Raw genomic sequence first — 17,507 nt, forward strand, 5'->3', positions numbered from 1 at the left:
TCTCTGGATGGGGACTTTTCCTCTCCCTTCGGGATAAGGTCAGGATGAGGAGGATAGCCCCTCGCTCAGCAGGCTATCCAGACGTGCTCGCACCTTATCCACCAGTGCCTGATCGCTACCGCGCCAATCGATGCAGCTTGCCAGCGTGGTGGAGGTTCCCGTCATAAAACGCAGTTCGCCGCCCGCCAGCTCGTAGAAGCGGCTCGCCATCCTGGTTCCCTCATCCACATCACCCGCCACCAGCAGCATGGCTTGCGCCAGCACGGCGCCCTGGTGATCCTGCCCTGGCGCCAGCCAGCGCTGGGCGGTACCGGTGATCTTGCGCCCCCCGATCACCAGATTGTACTGACCATCGCAAAAGGATCCGGGCACGAAGTCATAGCTCCCCTCCAGGCCGTATTCCGCCAGCAGGGTCAGCAGCGGCGCCCCCAGCAGCCGGTAGTAGTGGGCGAGATCTGTGGTGGTACGGGGCAGCAGCAGAGATAGGTTGAGGATCCCCGCCCCGTGGGGCACGGCGGTACCGCCGCTGTCGCGCACATGCACTGGCCAACCTTCAGCTGCAAGTTGCTGGCAGGCGGCTTCGTAATGGGGGAGGCGGGTATCCTTGCGGGTGACAATCAGACATTGGGGCGCCTGCCACAGGTGAGCGCGGGGCTGGCCGTCATGGGCACAGTCGCGCAACCAGCACTGCTCTTGCGCCAGTATCTGTGCGGGTGAAGCGGTATCGTGGAGGGGGGAGAGCAGGCGATAGGGCATGGCGGCATCCTCAAAAAAGGCTGCCCAGCACACTACCCGTGGCGACTGGCAAGGTAAAGCCCCGCAGTGCGGGGCTGTTGGCTATCGGTGGACGATGTCTCAGGAGTGGCGCGCTTCGCGCTTGGGCAGCAGCAGGTTGAGCACGATGGCGGTAATGCCACCGGTGGCGACGCCGTAGGAGAGCACGCTCTTGGCCAGCTCCGGCAGGTGTTGCAGCACTTCCGGCACCTGCGCGACTCCCAGCCCCATGGCCAGCGACACCGCCAGGATCATCAGGGCGCGGCGATCCAGCTCCTCGCGGGCAATGATGCGCACGCCAGCGGCGGCGATGGTGCCGAACATGACGATGGTCGCTCCGCCCAGCACGGGTTCCGGGATCTGCTGCACCAGACTGGCGACCGCTGGGAACAGGCCGAGCAGGGCCAGCATGGCGGCGATAAAGAGCCCGACATGACGGCTGGCGACGCCGGTCAGCTGAATGACGCCGTTATTCTGGGCGAAGGTGGACATGGGGAAGGTGGAGAACACCGCAGCCAGCATGGAGTTGGCACCATCAGCCAGCACGCCGCCTTTGATCCGCTCCATATAGACAGGCCCTTCCAGTGGCTCGCCGGAGATATCCGAGGTGGCGGTCATGTCGCCGATCGCTTCGAGCGCCGTCACCACGAAGATGATGGCGAGCGGCACGAACAGCTGCCAGTCAAAGCCGAGACCGTAGTGGAGCGGAATGGGCACCATCACCAGCGGGCCATCGAAGGTGGGGGCGCTCACTTTGCCCAACAGCAGGGCCACGGCATAGCCCGCCAGCATGGCGATCATGATGGCGGAGAGGCGCAACCAGGGGTTGCGACTGCGTTGCAGCAACACGATAAGGCCGAGCACCAGCAGGGAGAGGAAGAGGTTGGTGTGACTGGCGAAGCTGCCATCAGAGAGGGCTGCATAGCCGCCGCCCATGCTGATCAGGCCCACTTTGATCAGGGTCAGGCCGATCAGCAGCACCACTATGCCGGTGACCAGCGGGGTGATGATCCGTTTCACCAGATGGAGGAAGCGGCTCATCACCACGATAGTGAGTGCGGCAACCATCATGGTGCCGAACAATGTGCCCAACAGATCCTCGGTGGGCATGGCCGCCTGTTTGAGGGCGAGACCGGAGGCGATGATGGGGCCGAGGAAGTTGAAGCTGGTACCTTGCACCGAGAGCAGGCCGGAACCGATGGGGCCGAAGCGGCGGGTTTGAATGAAGGAGGCGATGCCGGACATGACCAGCGACATGGAGACGATATAACGGGTGTCGGCGGCAGGGAGGCCGAGGGCATTGGCGATAATCAGGGGCGGGGTAATGATGGCGACAAACATGGCGAGCATATGCTGCAGGGCGGCGAACAGCGTCTGGGGCAGAGGCGGGACATCCTCTATGCCATAGACCAGTTCGCTATGGGCTCGCCTGGGTGGATGTGCCTCTCGATTGGCGCGTGTGACAGCAGCCTGTTCCATAAGTACCTCGAATTGTGTGGGGAGGGGGAGAAAATTGGGCGCTATTGTAGTGATTGAAATGAGGCTGACCAGCGCTAATTATGCAAAAAAAGGTTTATTTTTTGATGGGTTGAAACGTTTGCGCGCTGCGATTATCATCTGTCGGTTTGTGTGACCGACCTCTCCTTTTTATTCTCCCCGCTAATGACATTTTTACCACTTTGTAGGTGTAGAATGAGCCCTCAGTATTCATCGTGGAGACTCTGGATGCTCAAGTTGTCAGAGTTCTGGAGTGCGAGGGTTCACTCCGAAGACTTTACTCGTACTCGCATGGGCTTTATGACGGTGCGTTTGCGCCTGCTGACCTGCTTGCTGATGCTCGGATTGCCCGCCTGGGCCGTGGTGGATTGGTTGACCTTGCCCGCCGTTCATTTCGAGCAGCTGTTCCAGGCTAGGATCTTCTGCACTCTGGCGCTCTCGCCACTTATTCCGCTCTCGTACCTCATCCACTTCAAGCGGGAGCGGATGAAGCTGGCCCTTGGCTACCTGATGGCCGTGATGATGCTCTTCTCCCTCTTCTGCCTGAACAGCTTTGGCGCGGGGCAGGAGTTGCAGGCGGGCTATGCGGCCTTTCCCTATCTGCTGATCACCCTGTTTGCCATCTTCCCCATCCCCCTCTCCCTCGGCTTGCAACTGGCAGGTGTGGTGCTGGTGACCATGCTGCTGGGCCACTGGCTGCTGGTGGGCCAGAGCATCTGGAGTCAGGCCACCCTGAATCAGGTGTGGGTGCTCGGCATGTTTACCATGGCCAGCTGCTGGGTGCAGTGCGGCCAGCTCAACATGCTGCTGCGGCTATATCGGGAATCGACCACCGATGAGCTGACCGGCATGATGAACCGCCGCCTGCTGATGAAGCAGCTGGAGCAGGCCAGAATCCGGCTGCAACTCAAGAAGAAGCCCTTTGCGGTGATGCTGCTGGATCTCGATCGCTTCAAGCGGATCAACGATATCTACGGCCATCTGGCGGGGGATGCGGTGCTCAAGGAGGTGGCTACCACCCTGGGGGAGCAGCTGGAGCCTGACATGGTGCTGGGGCGTTATGGCGGCGAAGAGTTTGCCATCCTGATGCACAACTGCGCAGATCCGGCGCTGGCGAGCAAAATGGCCGAGCGGCTGCGCATTGCCGTCGAGGCGCGGCTGGTGAAGAGCCCCACCTCGGACGAATTGCTGGAGGTGACGGTGAGTATCGGGATTGCCATGGCTCGTTCCGATGACACCATCGATATTCTGATCAACCGTGCCGACGAGTGCCTCTATCAGGCCAAGATGGCGGGACGCAACTGCGTGGTGGTCGAGGGGCAGAACCGCGCAAAAACAGATGCCGCCTGAGGGCGGCATCTTGTTGGCAATGAGCTGGCGAGATCAGGCCAGCTTGTACTTGCCGGAGAGCTGCTGGGCCAGCAGCTTGAACATGTTGAAGACTGCCATGGTCTTGCCGGTCGGGGTGCCGTCTTCGGCCAGGAAATACTCCCCCTTGAACACCAGAATATCCCCCTTCTGCTCCACCGAATCGGCGCGCATACCGTGGATGAAGTCTTCATGCTCTTTGATGATCTTGTTGGCCATCTCAAGCAGGGCCGTCTCGGTGATCAGCTCTTTCTGTAGTTGCATGCTCGTCTCCTTAAACGACTACTGGACAGGGAAACCGTGGATCCCTGTCTCTGATTGAAGAGGTGCCCAGCATACTGCAAACAGGGTTTTTCTGTCATTGATATGACCCCGATTTGTGGCTGTTTATCCGATCACCAGATTCTTCAACCAGCAGCGCTGGCGAATACGGCGCTGCACCAGCAGCACCTTGCTGAGCTCCTCCAGCAAGACCACCGCCACCACCCAGGAGAGGGGCCAGCCGAGCAGCGTGACCGCCACCCAGGCGAGCGGGATGCCGATGCACCACATGCCGACGATGTCGATAAAGATGCTGTAGTTCACATCACCGCCAGAGCGCAGCACCCCGATGATCCCCACCATGTTGAACACCTTGAGCAGCATCCCGAGGCACATGATGCCGAGCACCTGTCCAGCCTCTGTCATCAGCTCGGGGGGCAGGTTGCCGACCCACTGCAGCAGGTTGGCTTGCAGCAGCCAGACGATGATCCCCACCAGCAGCGCGCCAATCGGTGCCAGCAGCAGGAACAGCTGGGAGTGCTGCCAGGCGACCTCGTACTCCTCGGCCCCGAGCCGGTGGCCGAGCAGGGTGGAGCAGGCCACCGCCAGTCCGAAGAAGAGGGAGATAAGGATGCTCTCCAGGGTGCCGAGGGTGGTCATGATGGCCAGCGAATCGGTGCCAAGATGGGCATAGAGAAAGCCGTAAATCAGCATGCCGAAGGCCCAGAGGCCGTCATGGAACAGCAGCGGCAGGGCGATCAGGGTAAAGCGCACCACCTCCTTGCGCTTGAAGGCGGCCAGCCAGTCTGGTGCACGCGGGATCAGGCGCGCTTCATAACGCTTTACGTAGAGCAGTAGCAGGGCTGTCTGCAGCAGCCGGGAAATGGTGGTGCCCCAGGCCGAACCGGCCACCCCCATTGCCTCGAAGCCGAAGTGACCGAAGATGAGGGCGTAGTTGAGGATGACGTTGGCGATGATGGCAATAATGCCGATGCGGGTTGGCGCAGCGGCATTGCCGACCGAGCGCAGGGCTGACTCCAGCGGCACCACGATGGCGGTACAGAGGATGGTAGCGCCGGTGATCATCAAGAATTGATCCGCCAGCTCGCGCAGTGCCGGATCCTGACTGGCAAAGCCGAGTACGCTGCCCGGTGATAACACATAGATGAAGGCAAAGGGCAGGGTGACCAGCAAGGCGCCCACTATGGCCAGCGCCAGGGAGCGGCGCACCCCGGCCATCTCCCCGCGCCCGAAGTATTGTGCTGCCAATACCGAGACCCCGCCCGCGAGGCCCGCTATCACCAGCAGATTGAAAAAGAAGACCCGGTTACCCAAGCCGACCGCCGCCACAGCCGTGGTGCCAAGCTGGCTCACCATCATGATATCGATGAGGCCGAGCAGGGAGAACATCATGGATTGCAGCGAGACAGGCAGGGCCAGCCGCCACAATCGGGTCATGAACTCGCGATCGGTGGTTTGTTTTAAAATCGCTTGCCAATAATTCATAGTTGTTAACCGGGTATGAGAAAAGCAAGGTTTGTCATGGGTATAATAGGGGCTGGTGAGGTCCTTCTCACTGTGAGTAGCTCTCGATTTTCTTGTGTAAAACTATCCTATTGAGGTGTTATGCCATTTGCCAGCGAGTGTCTGGAGATAGCGCCAGCCTGCGAAGAGCAGATGCTGGGACGTGAAGGGCTGCCGCTGCTCGGCGAGGCAGGGATCTTCCTGACCGGCCTCTCCCGGGTTCGGGATCACTACCTGATCCGCCGCAATCGCCCCGAGTTTCACATCCTGATGGTGAGTCACGATGAGGGGGGCGCGCTGCTCACCGACGAGGGGGAGCAAGCCATTCCGGCCGGGTCGCTGATTTTCCTGCCCGCCGCCGTGCCTGGCGGTCTCAAGCTGATTGGCGAAAGCTGGCAGATCAGCTGGATTTTGCTCGATGACGTGCCGCGCTGGCAGCACCTGCATCGCCTTGGTCATCGTATCTGGCAAGGGGATGGCGGCGATCAGCTCTACCATCTGCTCAGCCTGATGCAGGGGGAAGGGGTTCGCTCCCCGCTGCAACCCCAACTGCTCAGCCTGTTGCTGGCGCTGCTTGAGCGCACCCTGCAAGGGGAGGTACGCGGCACCCCTGAACTCAGATTGCAGGCACTGTTTCGCCGGGTGGAGGCGCGCCTGGACGAACCCTGGAGTGTCGCCCTGCTGGCCCGACAGATGGCTTGCTCTGTACCCCATCTGCACCGGCTTTGTCAGCAAGCGTTCGGTATGGGGCCGATGGCGAGGGTGACCGAGCTCAGAATGAACAAGGCGCGCCAGCTGCTGCTCTATACCAACTGGCCACTTGGCGAGCTGGCGGCCCGGGTCGGTTATAGCGATGGGGCCAACTTTGCCAACCGCTTTCGTCGTCTGACTGGTCAGACCCCCGGCGCCTTTCGTCGACTGGGTCGCAAACCTTTTGCAACGGATGTGCAAACTCTTTGAAATTAATGAGACAAGCCCCTAGGATCGGCGGGTCCCTGCGTCTAGCTAACCGTTTAGGTACCAAGATCCATGTTTGAAGATAATAACCAGAAACGTCCTCTCTACATTCCCTACGCCGGTCCCGCCCTGCTGGAGACCCCCTTGCTCAACAAGGGCAGCGCCTTCACCAGCGAAGAGCGCAGCAACTTCAACCTCGAAGGTCTGTTGCCCCAGAATATCGAGACCATCGAAGAGCAGGCCGAGCGCGCCTATCGCCAGTTTATGGCGTTTGGCAACGACATGGATAAGCACATCTATCTGCGCAACATCCAGGATACCAACGAGACGCTCTTCTACCGTCTGCTGCACAACCACCTGACCGAGATGCTGCCCATCATCTACACCCCGACGGTGGGCAAGGCGTGCGAGGAGTTTTCCAACATCTATCGCCGCGCCCGTGGCCTGTTTATCTCCTATCCGGACAAGGACAGGATCGATGACATGCTGCAAAACGCCACCAAGCAGAACGTCAAGGTGATCGTGGTGACCGATGGCGAGCGGATCCTGGGTCTGGGTGATCAGGGGATCGGCGGCATGGGCATTCCCATCGGCAAGCTCTCCCTCTACACCGCCTGTGGCGGTATCTCGCCCGCCTACTGCCTGCCGGTGGTGCTGGATGTGGGCACCAACAACCAGCAACTGCTCAATGACCCCTTCTATATGGGGTGGCGCAATCCGCGTATCTCGGGGGATGAGTATGCCGAGTTCGTCGATGCCTTCATTCAGGCGGTCAAGCGCCGTTGGCCCGACATCCTGCTGCAGTTCGAGGACTTCGCCCAGAACAACGCCATGCCGCTGCTCAACCGCTACAAGAACGAGCTCTGCTGCTTCAACGACGATATTCAGGGCACTGCGGCGGTGACGCTGGGCAGCCTGATCGCCGCCTGCAAGGCCTCCGGCGCCAAGCTCTCCGAGAAGCGGGTTGCCTTCCTCGGTGCGGGCAGCGCCGGTTGCGGTATCGCCGAGCAGATCGTGGCACAGATGAAGGCCGAGGGGCTGACCGATGCCCAGGCCCGCAGCCGTGTCTTTATGGTGGACCGCTTTGGTCTTATCACCGACAAGATCCCCAACCAGCTCGACTTCCAGCGCCGTCTCTCCCAACCGGTGGAGCGCATCGCCGACTGGCCGGTGGGTGACAACATCTCCCTGCTGGAGGTGATGGAGCATGGTCGCCCGGATATCCTGATCGGGGTCTCCGGTCAGCCGGGGCTGTTCACCGAAGAGGTGGTCAAGACCATGCACAAGCACTGTGCCCGTCCCATCATCTTCCCGCTCTCCAACCCCACCTCCCGGGTCGAGGCGACACCTGCGGATTTGATCCGCTGGACCGACGGTCAGGCGCTGGTGGCCACCGGCAGCCCGTTCGCGCCGGTGGAGCACAAGGGCAAGCGCTACGTCATCGCCCAGTGCAACAACTCCTTCATCTTCCCGGGGATCGGCCTTGGCGTCATCGCCTCTGGTGCCACCCGGGTGACCGACGCCATGCTGATGTCGGCCAGTCGCGCGCTGGCGGAGTGCTCGCCGCTGGTGAAAGGGGAGGAGGGCTCCCTGCTGCCGGATCTGGCGGATATCCATCAGGTCTCCCGCTACATCGCCAAGATGGTGGCCAAGACCGCCATGCTGCAGGGCAAGGCGGTGCAGACCCCGGACGAGGTGATCGATCAGGCCATCGACGCCAACTTCTGGCATCCGGAATATCGCCGCTACCGCCGCACCTCGTTCTGATTTCTGCGGGAAGCGGCAAAGCAAAAGGGATGCCTCGGCATCCCTTTTTACTGCACGTCTGACATGGTTATCGCCTCAAGATCAATTACTCGCTGCCGCCCTGTACGCCGGTGACACGCACCTCTACCCGGCGATCCGGCCCAAGGCAGTCGATGAGCGCCGCCTTCGCCTTGATGGCATCACATTGGTTGCCGGTGACCGGATTACTCGCGCCATTGCCCTGGATGCTCACCTTGTCGGCAGGCAATCCCTTGCTGATCAGAAAGTCGGCAACGGTTTGGGCCCGAGCTTCTGACAACCGCTGATTGTTGGCATCCGAGCCGATGCGGTCGGTATACCCCATCACGACCGCACTGCCATCCTTGGGCTGCACGTCGACGATCTGCTGGTAGAGATCGTCCAGCGCACTCATCCCCTCCTGTTTGAGGTCCGCTTTGCCAAAGGCGAACAACACATCGGAACTGAGGTTGAAGGTCTGAACCACCACCTCCGGTTCGGCCGGTGGCGAGGGAACCACGACCGGGGCTGGCGTGGGGGCTGCTTCTTTGGGTTGGCTGCGGTTCGGGTGGATCACCAGCTCCAGCGTGGCGGTGCTGATGTCGCTGACCCAGCGCTGGGTACCGCTGTTGGCTTTGCCGTTATCCGGATCATCGCCAACGCGCACTATGTAACGGTAGCGTGCCTGCAGATCGACCCAGTCATGGAGCCGGGCCGTCACTCCCAGGCCTGCCAGCGGCGCCAGGTTGTCGTCCCCGCCATTGACCGACTCGACGTGATAGATATAGCCACCGCCCTCGGCAAAGAGCGAGAACATCTCGCTGAGCGGCAGGCGGCCAATGACTGACAGCGTGGCTCCCTTGCTGTTGAAGTCATGGCCGCTGATATCCCAGTCACCGGTGGAGAGATAGCCAATCTCGGCCCCCAGATTTTCCGTGAAGTTGTAGCCGCCAAACAGGGAGAGCGCAGTCGCATCCTTGCCGACATCCTGACTGAAATCAGTCAGATTGTGGGCAATGGCCCAGCCACCGCCAATCCCGGCATACCAGTCGTGAACCGGTTCCGCTTGTGCGCCTGTGCTCGCCAATGCCAGTGCAATCCACACAGGTTTTACTCTTATGTTCATCGCGTATCCTCGTCGATGTTTGGTGTAGTGGGGTTGTCTGCTGGTCAAACCCCACACTTATGTATAGGTGACGGGCTGTTTTTAACCACCAAAGAGGTATGGGGGGGCGACACGCCGTGAACTAGGGCGCGAGACGGGAAGAGGAAGGGGACAATAGAGGGTTACAAGGTGGGCGAATAAGCGGCAAGAAAAAGGAGGCCAGGTGGCCTCCTTGTTATGTCGGACTGCAGGATTACTGTTGTACTTGCTGCACGCCGGTGACGCGTACTTCTACGCGGCGATCCGGTGCCAGGCAGGAGATCAGCTGAGCCTTGCCCTTGATGCTGTTGCACTGGGTACCGGTGACCGGATTGGCTTCACCGCGACCTTCGATGGCAACTTTGCCAGCTGGCAGACCTTTGCCAACCAGGAAGTCGGCTACGGTACGGGCACGCGCTTCGGAGAGTTTCAGGTTGTAGGCGTCAGAGCCGATACGGTCGGTGTAACCAACGACCACGGCGCTGCCATCTTTCGGCTGAACATCAACGATCTGCTGATACAGCGTATTCAGCGCTGCGACACCTTCTGGCTTGAGGGTGGATTTGCCAAAGGCAAACAGCACGTCAGAGCTCAGGGCGAAGTTCTTGTCGACCAGTACCGGCTCGGGAACCGGCTCAGGCGCAGGGGCGGCAACCGGGGCAACATAAGAGGTACGGTTCGGGTGCATCACCAGCTCCAGGGTCGCGACGCTCATGTCGCTCTCCCAGGTTTTCTGCTCGTCACCCAGATTCCACAGATAGCGGTAGCGTGCCTGCACATCGATAAGGTCGGAGAGCTTGGCAGTCAGACCCAGACCCGCCAGCGGTGCAGTGCCGTTGTCGCTGTTGCCATTGCCGTTGACGTGATTGAAGTAGGCACCACCTTCAGCAAACACCGAGAAGATATCGCCCAGCGGCAGGCGGGCGATACCGGAGAGGGTTGCACCCTGGGTTTTGAAATCGGCACCGTCAACGCCCGCTTTACCGGCGTAGAGGTAGCCCAGTTCCGCTGCGTAGTAGTCGTTGAAGTTGTAACCGCCGAACAGGCTCAGCGCAGTGGCATCTTTGTCAGTGTCTTTGCCAAAATCATCCAGACCGTGGGCATATGCCCAACCTGCACCAACACCGGTGTACCAGTCATCGGCAGCCTGAGCTGTGGTGCCTGCGGCGGCGAGCGCCAGTGCAATCAGGGTAGGAGCCATTTTGAGTTTCATCGGTTTATCCTCGTTGTGTTAGCCCATGTCGGGCAATGCACTTGTTTTTATTGCTGCGAAAAATCGCCAGCAAAGTGGATAGCGAAGGCTTTGGACTCTCATGATGCATTGGCGTCATGGACAACAGACCGGACAAGAAGCGCTTTTTAGTGCTTATCCAATACCTTACAGGCGTAACTACTTTATGCTTTCGAGACGGGGCAGGCAAGGGCAGGGAGGCGGGAGTGAGGGATGCAAGCGAGAACTAGGCAAACAAAAAGGGATGCCGCAGCATCCCTTTTTTTTCGCACTATCTGAACGAGGTCAGATTATTGCTGAACTTCTTGTACGCCAGATACGCGAACTTCTACGCGACGATCCGGAGCCAGGCAGGAGATCAGTTGAGCTTTAGCAGTTACGCCGTTGCACTTGGTGCCGGTAACCGGGTTGGCTTCGCCACGACCTTCGATGGCAACTTTGCTGGCAGCCATACCTTTGCTCACCAGGAAGTTGGCAACGGTACGGGCACGGGCTTCAGACAGCTTCTGGTTGTAAGCGTCGGAACCGATACGGTCGGTGTAACCAACAACAACAGCGTTGCCATCTTTCGGCTGGAACTCAACGATTTGCTGATACAGACCGTTCAGGGCTGCAACGCCTTCCGGCTTCAGGGTGTCTTTGCCGAAGGCAAACAGCACGTCTGAGTTCAGGGCGAAGTTCTTCTCTACAACTTGCGGAGCAGGAGCCGGAGCTTCTTCAACTACCGGAGCAGCTACCGGAGCTACGTAGGAAGTACGGAACGGGTGGTATACCGCTTCCAGAGTAGCGATGCTCTGGTTGGCTTTGTAACGCTCACCGTTGGCGTGCAGGTCAGCCACGTCCCACATGTAGCGGTAGCGAGCTTGCAGATCCAGCGCGTCATTTACCTTGTAAGTCACACCAGCACCGGCCAGCGGAGAAACTTTAGTGTCGCTGGTGCCCAGACCATCGGTGTGACCCCAGTAGGCGCCGCCTTCAGCGAACAGGGAGAAGTCGTTGCCAACCGGCAGACGGGCGATACCGGACAGGGTGGCACCCTGGCTCTCGTAACGGTTGCCGTCGGTGTTGCCACGACCGGTGTACTGGTAGCCCAGTTCGGTACCGAAGTTCTCGGTGAAGTTGTAACCCATGAAGGCGTTGGCGGCAGCCGCGTCTTCCTGGCCTACATTGGTGCTTTCCAGCTTGTTCAGGCCGTTGAAGTGAGTAGCACCGACACCGGCACCGAAGTAGATGTCGTCAGCGGCGTGAGCAGCGGTAGCACCCAGAGCAGCCATGGCGATGGCGATCATGGAAGGAGCCATTTTCATCATAAAAAAATCCTCGTTGAGATCGCACGTTATTCACGTGCTTCACACTTTGTAATTTATGTAAGCTGCAGGCTCCGCCGTACGGCTGGCGTCGAGTCTGGCAGATGACCCGGTATAACCGGGTTGCACACTCTCCTGGTGTGTCGAGTGCGCTGGCATGGCACGCAATGCGTGAGAAACCACTGCCAGGCAACTGATGTCATTCCGATGACGAGGCGCACTCTATGCCGATTTTAAAACATGATCAAGCTCACAAATGAGCCTTGTGGCAAATTGTGTCGTGCCCTTAACTGGCTGTTTATTTTGATTAATTAGTGATCCAGATAGGCCCTGTGCAGTTTCTTCTCCAGCTTCATATAAGCTTGAACCCAGTCGCTATGCGGGCTGGCAGGATTCGCTCTGGCGGCAAAGACCGCAAGGTAATCTGCCTGGGTTGCGCTCTGCAGCAGGGGGGTAAATGTCATCAAAAAATGTCGGGCCAGATAGGGGTCAAGGGGCCAGATGTTGAGGATGGCGCGAGCCACAGGCTGAACCGCAGCTGAACAGATGAAGTGGCGATGTCCCGCCTCCAGCCAGTCGGCCATTTCGCACATGCCCGATTCGGGCACCAGACCACCATCACCTTGAGTGGTTGCCAGAGCAATCGCCTGACCATTTACCGTGATGAGCTGCCCATTGCTATGCAGGGTGCCGTCGTGGCTGCGCAAGGTCAGGTCCGGGCATGCCTGTTCAAGAAACAGGCTGCAGCTCTCCGGCAGGGCGGCCAGCAGTTCGCTAGCGTGGCTGGACATCAAGGCCGGAAGCCAGAATGCCTCGGCGCGATATTGTTCACCTTGCAGGCGCTGTTGTGCCAGTTCTTCTGTGCTGGATACGGGGTGCAGGCGAGAGATAATGCCGGGAAACGCCATACTTATTCCTCTTAATGGGTATCCGGCGGATTATACGAGTTATTGGGGGGGCCACAATAAAGGTTTCTTTTCGAGACTGTTTACCTGAGGCGGCTGAGCGATTACCATCCCCCCTTGAAGGCAAGGGTTGTCGCCGAAAGGCGCTCATAAGATAGAGGCTCGACCATAACGAGTCCGAACAAAACTGATACACTTGACTACGAGTCGTCGCGAAAAATAAAAGGCGGAGTAAATCCGCCAAACGGAGTATGGAACATTATGAATTCAAATATCGTCACTGTTGGCAAGAAGATCCGTCAGATCCGTGAAGCGGTCGGTTTGAGCCGTCCGAAGTTTGCAGATTTGCTGGGTGTTCCTCCCACCACGCTGAAAAACTACGAACTGGGTTACCGTGAAGTTGGGGGCGCCTTCCTGGTTGCCCTGGCGCACCACCCGGATCTGCACAAGTTCACCCTCTGGCTGCTGGCAGACAAGAAAGTCGCCGAAATCGGCCAGATTGGCCCGGATGACCTCGCCAAGGCGTGATCATCGATGTGAATAGAAATGCCGCCTTCGGGCGGTATTTTTTTTGGGTTGCCGATCGATATTTTGATCTAACACGCTTTGAATTATCCATGCAGGCCAACGAGAATAAGCGGCCCCGAAAAGTGGGCCCCTGGTGGTATCTGGCCACCCGAACACTATTACATTCAGGATGATATGAGCAATCGTATGGAGTATGGGTATGAGCAGTAATGAGTTGGATAAACGCTATGGCCTGATGACTGCCATTGCGATGGTGGTCGGCGTGGTGATCGGCTCCGGTGTCTTCTTCAAGGCCGATGATGTACTGCGTCTGACTGGCGGTAATCTGGCCATTGCGCTGCTGGCATGGGCGCTGGGGGCATTTTCGATGATCTTCGGCGCGCTGGTGTTTGCCGAGTTTGCCCAGCGGATCGAAAAGTCCAACGGTATCGTCGATTATGCCGAAGCGGCATACGGCAAAATGTTTGGTTATCTGGTGGGGTGGTTCAAAGGCGTACTCTATTACGCCCCTCTTTCCGCCATCCTTGCCTGGGTCGCCGCTCTGTACACCATGATCTTGCTCGGCAGTGATAATCCGACGAACTCTGGTGCGACCTGGATACTGGCGGCTGTCTATATGACGGTCACCTATCTGATCAACTTCTATACCCCGGTTCTGGCGGGCAAGCTGCAAGTGGGCTCTACCCTGATCAAGTTGATCCCGCTGATCCTGGTTGCCATTGTGGGCACCATTTCAGGCTTGCTCAATGGTGTCACCGTGACCAACTTTGTGCAGGCAATGGATGGGATAGGAAGCACCGGAGGCACGCTGGCCACGGCCGTGGTTGCCACCGCCTTCGCTTATGAGGGGTGGATTGCCGCCGTGACCATCAACAGCGAAATTCGCGATTCCAAGAAGAATCTGCCCAGAGCGCTGGTGATTGGCACCCTGATAGTCTTTGTGGTCTACGTCACCTATTTTCTGGGGATCGCCAGCGTCTTGCCGACGGACGAGATAGTGGCGCAAGGGGATAACGCGGTAAATCTGGCGACAACCAGCCTGTTTGGCGGGACTGCCTCGACCATTTTGACCGTGTTCGTGATTATCTCCTGCCTCGGAACCCTCAATGGTCTGGTGTTGGCGACCATGCGCATTCCCTACTCGCTGGCGATCCGCAATCAGGGTCCTGCCCCCAAGTGGATGAGCCGTATCGAACCGCATCACCACATGCCCATCAACTCGGCCCTCGCGGCAGCCTTGTTGTCGGTGATCTACTCAGTGCTGTGGTACTGCAGCATCAACGAGACATTCGGTCGTTACATCGCCCTGGACGAGATGCCGATCGTACTGATTTATGGCCTCTATCTGTTCCTCTATGTCTGGTACATGCGCACCTTTAGCGAGTTGGGCTGGATAAAGCGGTTTGTGATCCCGACCTGCGCCACCCTGGGCGCGCTCATCATTCTGTATGGCGGTATCACCAATCCCAGTCTGGGACTTTATCTGCTGGTCTCTGTGGGGGTGATTCTGCTCGGGTTGCTCTTCTACCGTAAGGAGTAACCGGGTTAGGAAGTTGAAAAAAGCGCCGAATGGCGCTTTTTTCATGTGTAAACCACAGCATGTCGACAACTAATTGCCCAGCAACCCGAGGCGGCCCAGTTCATCCTTGAGCTGATCGAGGTTGCGCTCGACACAGGCTTCCCCCTCGTTGATGGCATCGCTGGCGCGATGAAAATCCATGATGGAGAAGCTGCCAAGGCGCGGGCAGAGCTGGATCTCCGGCGGGTCACCGGCCATCCGGGCACGGGTGATCCGCTCCTGCATGATGTTGATGGAGCCACTCATCACGCTCCACAGACCCGGTGTGGCTGGCGCCGATTCACCGCGATTGAGCCACTGGCTGAGCAGGCCGCCGCTGCCGGGTTGATCCGGCTCGTCGGTCCAGGGTTGGTGCATATCGGTGTTGAGGTTGACCGCAATCACCACCTCGGCCCCCATGGCGCGGGCCAGCGAGATGGGCACCGGATTGACCACGGCGCCATCGACCAGCCAGCGGTCGTTGATCCGGGTCGGGGTGAGGATCCCCGGCATGCCGCAGGAGGCGCGCACCGACTGGCGCAGCGGGCCCTGTTGCAGCCAGATCTCGCGGCCGGTATCGAGTTCGGTGGCGATGCAGGCGAAGGGGATGGGCAGATTCTCGAGATCGGGATCCCCCAGATGGCTGGCGGCAAGGCCAAATACCTTTTCGCCGCGAAACAGACCGCCGGAGAGGGCCGGGTCGAGCAGGCTGACCACCTGCAGGCGGGTAAAGCCGCGCACCCAGGTTTCCAGCCGATCCAGTTCACCGGCGGCATAGGCGGCACCGACAAAGCTGCCGATGGAGCAGCCTGCGATCAAATCCGGTTTGATGCCGAGACGTTCAAGGGCGCGGATGACGCCGATATGGGCCCATCCTCTGGCGGCGCCGCTCCCGAGAGCGAGCCCTACGCGGGGTTTACGTGGCACGACAGTCCTCCAAAAAGGGGTTGAGGGCTCAGCTTACTCCGAGAGTCAGGAGGCGTCACCCTGCCATCTTTCGCTGCGGTTGCGACCGTTGGCCTTGGCCTGATAGAGCGCCATATCGGCGCGGCGCACCGCTTCGTGCAGGGGAAGGTTCTCCTGGTGGGGCAGATAGCCGAGGCTGATGGTGACCTCCAGCCCGGGCTCGATGGCGGCCCAATCGTGATCCGCCACCGCCTTTCTTAGCCGCTCCGCCAGCTCGCCGAGCTGAGTTGCATCAGCGCGGCCAATCAGCAGCAGAAACTCCTCGCCACCCCAGCGGATCAGGTGATCTGTGGGTCTAAGCTGCTGCTGGCAGATCTGCACCAGCCGGATCAGCACGATATCGCCGACGGCATGGCCGAAGTTGTCATTGACCCGTTTGAAGTGATCCGCATCGAACATCAGGATCCCCGCTTGCAACCGGGACAGCTCTCCCGCTTGTTCCAGCAGCACCAGATAGTGGCGGTTGAAGGCGCCGGTGAGGGCATCGTGGCAGGAGAGATAATTGAGCCGCTGGTTGAGGCGATGGGATCTCAGGTTGGAGAGGGCGGCCAGCAGCATAAAGAGAATGGCGAGCAGGGTCGGCGTGGACTGGCAGAGCATGGCCCACACCAGCGGCAGCAGGGTGACGTTGTGCACCAGTCGCAGCGGGGTATCTGGGATGGCCATGGTCAGCTGCAATGCCCCTTGCCGCCACTGGTATTCGTCGGTCGGCTCGGGGTCTTGCGGCACCACGGGGTGGCGCGCGCTGCTGGCCAGCACCTGATGGTACTGATTGAGCAGCAGATACTCACCCAGCGCCGGTGCCAGCTGATTGAGCTGCGATTGCAAGCGTGAGAGCAGGATGTCCATGCTGATCATCCCTACCAGCGAGCCGTCCTTGTAGAGAGGCTGGGACATGGTGACCATGGTGACCATGGTGCCCAGTCCGGCAAAATCTTCGTAGGGGCGGGAGAGAATGGTGTCCCGGCTTGGGTTGGGGGACATCAGCGCATCCTGCCAGTAGTGCTTGTCATAGATGCTGCGGGCAAAACGAAACTGGCTGGAGGGGATCCAGGGATAGAGGTAGATAAAGTTGTCCACGCCAGTGAAGTAGGCCCAGGCGATCTCGCTGCCCAGGCGCTGGCTGGCGGTGGCCAGCAAGGGGGAGAGGCTCAGGGCCAAATGAAGTTGCGCCTCCCGCGCACTGCCGGGGGGCGGCAGCGGGCCGTCACCGGTGAGGTTGCCCGCCAGTCCGGCCGGTAAATCCCCGGGGAGCTTGTCGAGGGCCAGCCCCTCTGGCAGCGCCTCGATATGGCGATAGAGCTGGCGGGTGAGCACCGACTGGGGGTCGCTGCGCAGTCGCTCTTCGGCCTGACCGCGCATCGCCTCCAGAAACACTTCGGTCTGTTTGAACCGATCCCGCAGGTAGATGGCGCTGTTGAGGGTATCGCTCTGGTATAGGCGTTCTATCTGTTTCAGGCTTTGCCGCAAGGTCAGACCAATCAGCAGGATGACCACGGCGAACAGGAGCCAGGTCAGGCGTGTGAGAAAGCGGTGGTCAGACATTTTGGGCATAGGCAGTCAGTCGGGTTGCGAAGGAAATTGTCGTTAGTGTATGCGATGTGGCGTGAAAACAAACGGCGCGACCTGAAACAGAGTGAGCTTATCCCGCTCTTGTTACGTTTTGTCACATTTATACATAGTCACGGCATAGTCTGGGGCTAAAATGGCCCCAATCTGGATT

The 17,507-nt window shown here is 59.4% G+C and carries 15 protein-coding genes; 5 read left to right on the forward strand and 10 right to left on the reverse strand.

Annotated features, from left to right (window positions below; translation table 11 throughout):
• Positions 1-39 precede the first annotated feature (39 nt).
• Positions 40-756 carry a protein ligase gene (locus AB5Y67_RS14750; protein WP_199427513.1) on the reverse strand — a complete coding sequence of 239 codons (717 nt, stop codon included), beginning with the start codon at positions 754-756 and terminating at the stop codon, positions 40-42.
• A 99-nt stretch (positions 757-855) separates the two neighbouring features.
• Positions 856-2,253: a nucleobase:cation symporter-2 family protein gene (locus tag AB5Y67_RS14755; RefSeq protein WP_040066712.1), complete on the reverse strand. Its 1,398-nt coding sequence runs from the start codon at positions 2,251-2,253 to the stop codon at positions 856-858.
• Positions 2,254-2,499: 246 nt separating this feature from the next.
• On the opposite strand from AB5Y67_RS14755, the gene AB5Y67_RS14760 reads away from it, so the two are divergent.
• Positions 2,500-3,621: a GGDEF domain-containing protein gene (locus AB5Y67_RS14760; RefSeq protein ID WP_005349944.1), complete on the forward strand. Its 1,122-nt coding sequence runs from the start codon at positions 2,500-2,502 to the stop codon at positions 3,619-3,621.
• Positions 3,622-3,654: 33 nt separating this feature from the next.
• Here the strand turns inward: AB5Y67_RS14760 and AB5Y67_RS14765 are convergent, their stop codons facing one another.
• Positions 3,655-3,903, reverse strand: coding sequence for a DUF2498 family protein (locus AB5Y67_RS14765; protein WP_199427514.1), 249 nt, complete (start codon positions 3,901-3,903; stop codon positions 3,655-3,657).
• Positions 3,904-4,026: 123 nt separating this feature from the next.
• Entirely contained in the window at positions 4,027-5,406 is a 1,380-nt protein-coding gene (locus AB5Y67_RS14770) for an MATE family efflux transporter (protein WP_103251498.1), read from the reverse strand.
• 120 nt (positions 5,407-5,526) lie between these two features.
• Between AB5Y67_RS14770 and AB5Y67_RS14775 the strand changes: the two genes are divergently transcribed.
• Together AB5Y67_RS14775 and AB5Y67_RS14780 are read left to right on the forward strand one after the other, a co-directional pair.
• Entirely contained in the window at positions 5,527-6,384 is an 858-nt protein-coding gene (locus AB5Y67_RS14775; protein WP_040066718.1) for an AraC family transcriptional regulator, read from the forward strand.
• A 69-nt stretch (positions 6,385-6,453) separates the two neighbouring features.
• Positions 6,454-8,148: an NAD-dependent malic enzyme gene (locus AB5Y67_RS14780; RefSeq protein ID WP_005338379.1), complete on the forward strand. Its 1,695-nt coding sequence runs from the start codon at positions 6,454-6,456 to the stop codon at positions 8,146-8,148.
• A gap of 85 nt (positions 8,149-8,233) precedes the next feature.
• Here AB5Y67_RS14780 and AB5Y67_RS14785 read toward each other — a convergent pair whose 3' ends face one another.
• The 4 genes from AB5Y67_RS14785 to AB5Y67_RS14800 form a co-directional block, all read right to left on the reverse strand.
• Positions 8,234-9,271: an OmpA family protein gene (locus AB5Y67_RS14785; RefSeq protein ID WP_199427515.1), complete on the reverse strand. Its 1,038-nt coding sequence runs from the start codon at positions 9,269-9,271 to the stop codon at positions 8,234-8,236.
• A 232-nt stretch (positions 9,272-9,503) separates the two neighbouring features.
• On the reverse strand, positions 9,504-10,502 hold the full coding sequence (gene ompA, locus AB5Y67_RS14790) for a porin OmpA (RefSeq protein ID WP_199427516.1): 999 nt from the start codon (positions 10,500-10,502) through the stop codon (positions 9,504-9,506).
• Positions 10,503-10,810: 308 nt separating this feature from the next.
• Positions 10,811-11,830 (reverse strand): porin OmpA, encoded by a 1,020-nt coding sequence (gene ompA, locus AB5Y67_RS14795; RefSeq protein ID WP_041234103.1) that lies wholly within the window; start codon positions 11,828-11,830, stop codon positions 10,811-10,813.
• Between the two features lie 308 nt (positions 11,831-12,138).
• Complete coding sequence (locus tag AB5Y67_RS14800) at positions 12,139-12,735, reverse strand: hypothetical protein (RefSeq protein ID WP_199427517.1); 597 nt, start codon at positions 12,733-12,735, stop codon at positions 12,139-12,141.
• 258 nt (positions 12,736-12,993) lie between these two features.
• Between AB5Y67_RS14800 and AB5Y67_RS14805 the strand changes: the two genes are divergently transcribed.
• Both AB5Y67_RS14805 and AB5Y67_RS14810 read left to right on the forward strand, forming a co-directional pair.
• Complete coding sequence (locus AB5Y67_RS14805) at positions 12,994-13,260, forward strand: DNA-binding transcriptional regulator (RefSeq protein WP_005338367.1); 267 nt, start codon at positions 12,994-12,996, stop codon at positions 13,258-13,260.
• A 199-nt stretch (positions 13,261-13,459) separates the two neighbouring features.
• The gene (locus tag AB5Y67_RS14810; protein ID WP_071912096.1) at positions 13,460-14,800 is read left to right on the forward strand and encodes an APC family permease; all 1,341 of its coding nucleotides are present in this window, start codon (positions 13,460-13,462) and stop codon (positions 14,798-14,800) included.
• A 69-nt stretch (positions 14,801-14,869) separates the two neighbouring features.
• On the opposite strand, the gene AB5Y67_RS14815 is transcribed toward AB5Y67_RS14810, so the two are convergent.
• Together AB5Y67_RS14815 and AB5Y67_RS14820 are read right to left on the reverse strand one after the other, a co-directional pair.
• Positions 14,870-15,745: a patatin-like phospholipase family protein gene (locus tag AB5Y67_RS14815; protein WP_040065806.1), complete on the reverse strand. Its 876-nt coding sequence runs from the start codon at positions 15,743-15,745 to the stop codon at positions 14,870-14,872.
• A 45-nt stretch (positions 15,746-15,790) separates the two neighbouring features.
• Complete coding sequence (locus tag AB5Y67_RS14820; protein WP_368207903.1) at positions 15,791-17,338, reverse strand: diguanylate cyclase; 1,548 nt, start codon at positions 17,336-17,338, stop codon at positions 15,791-15,793.
• Between the last annotated feature and the right edge of the window lie 169 nt (positions 17,339-17,507).

It is taken from the genome of Aeromonas sp. s12 (assembly GCF_040907925.1).
In the GTDB taxonomy this organism is placed as follows: domain Bacteria; phylum Pseudomonadota; class Gammaproteobacteria; order Enterobacterales; family Aeromonadaceae; genus Aeromonas; species Aeromonas veronii.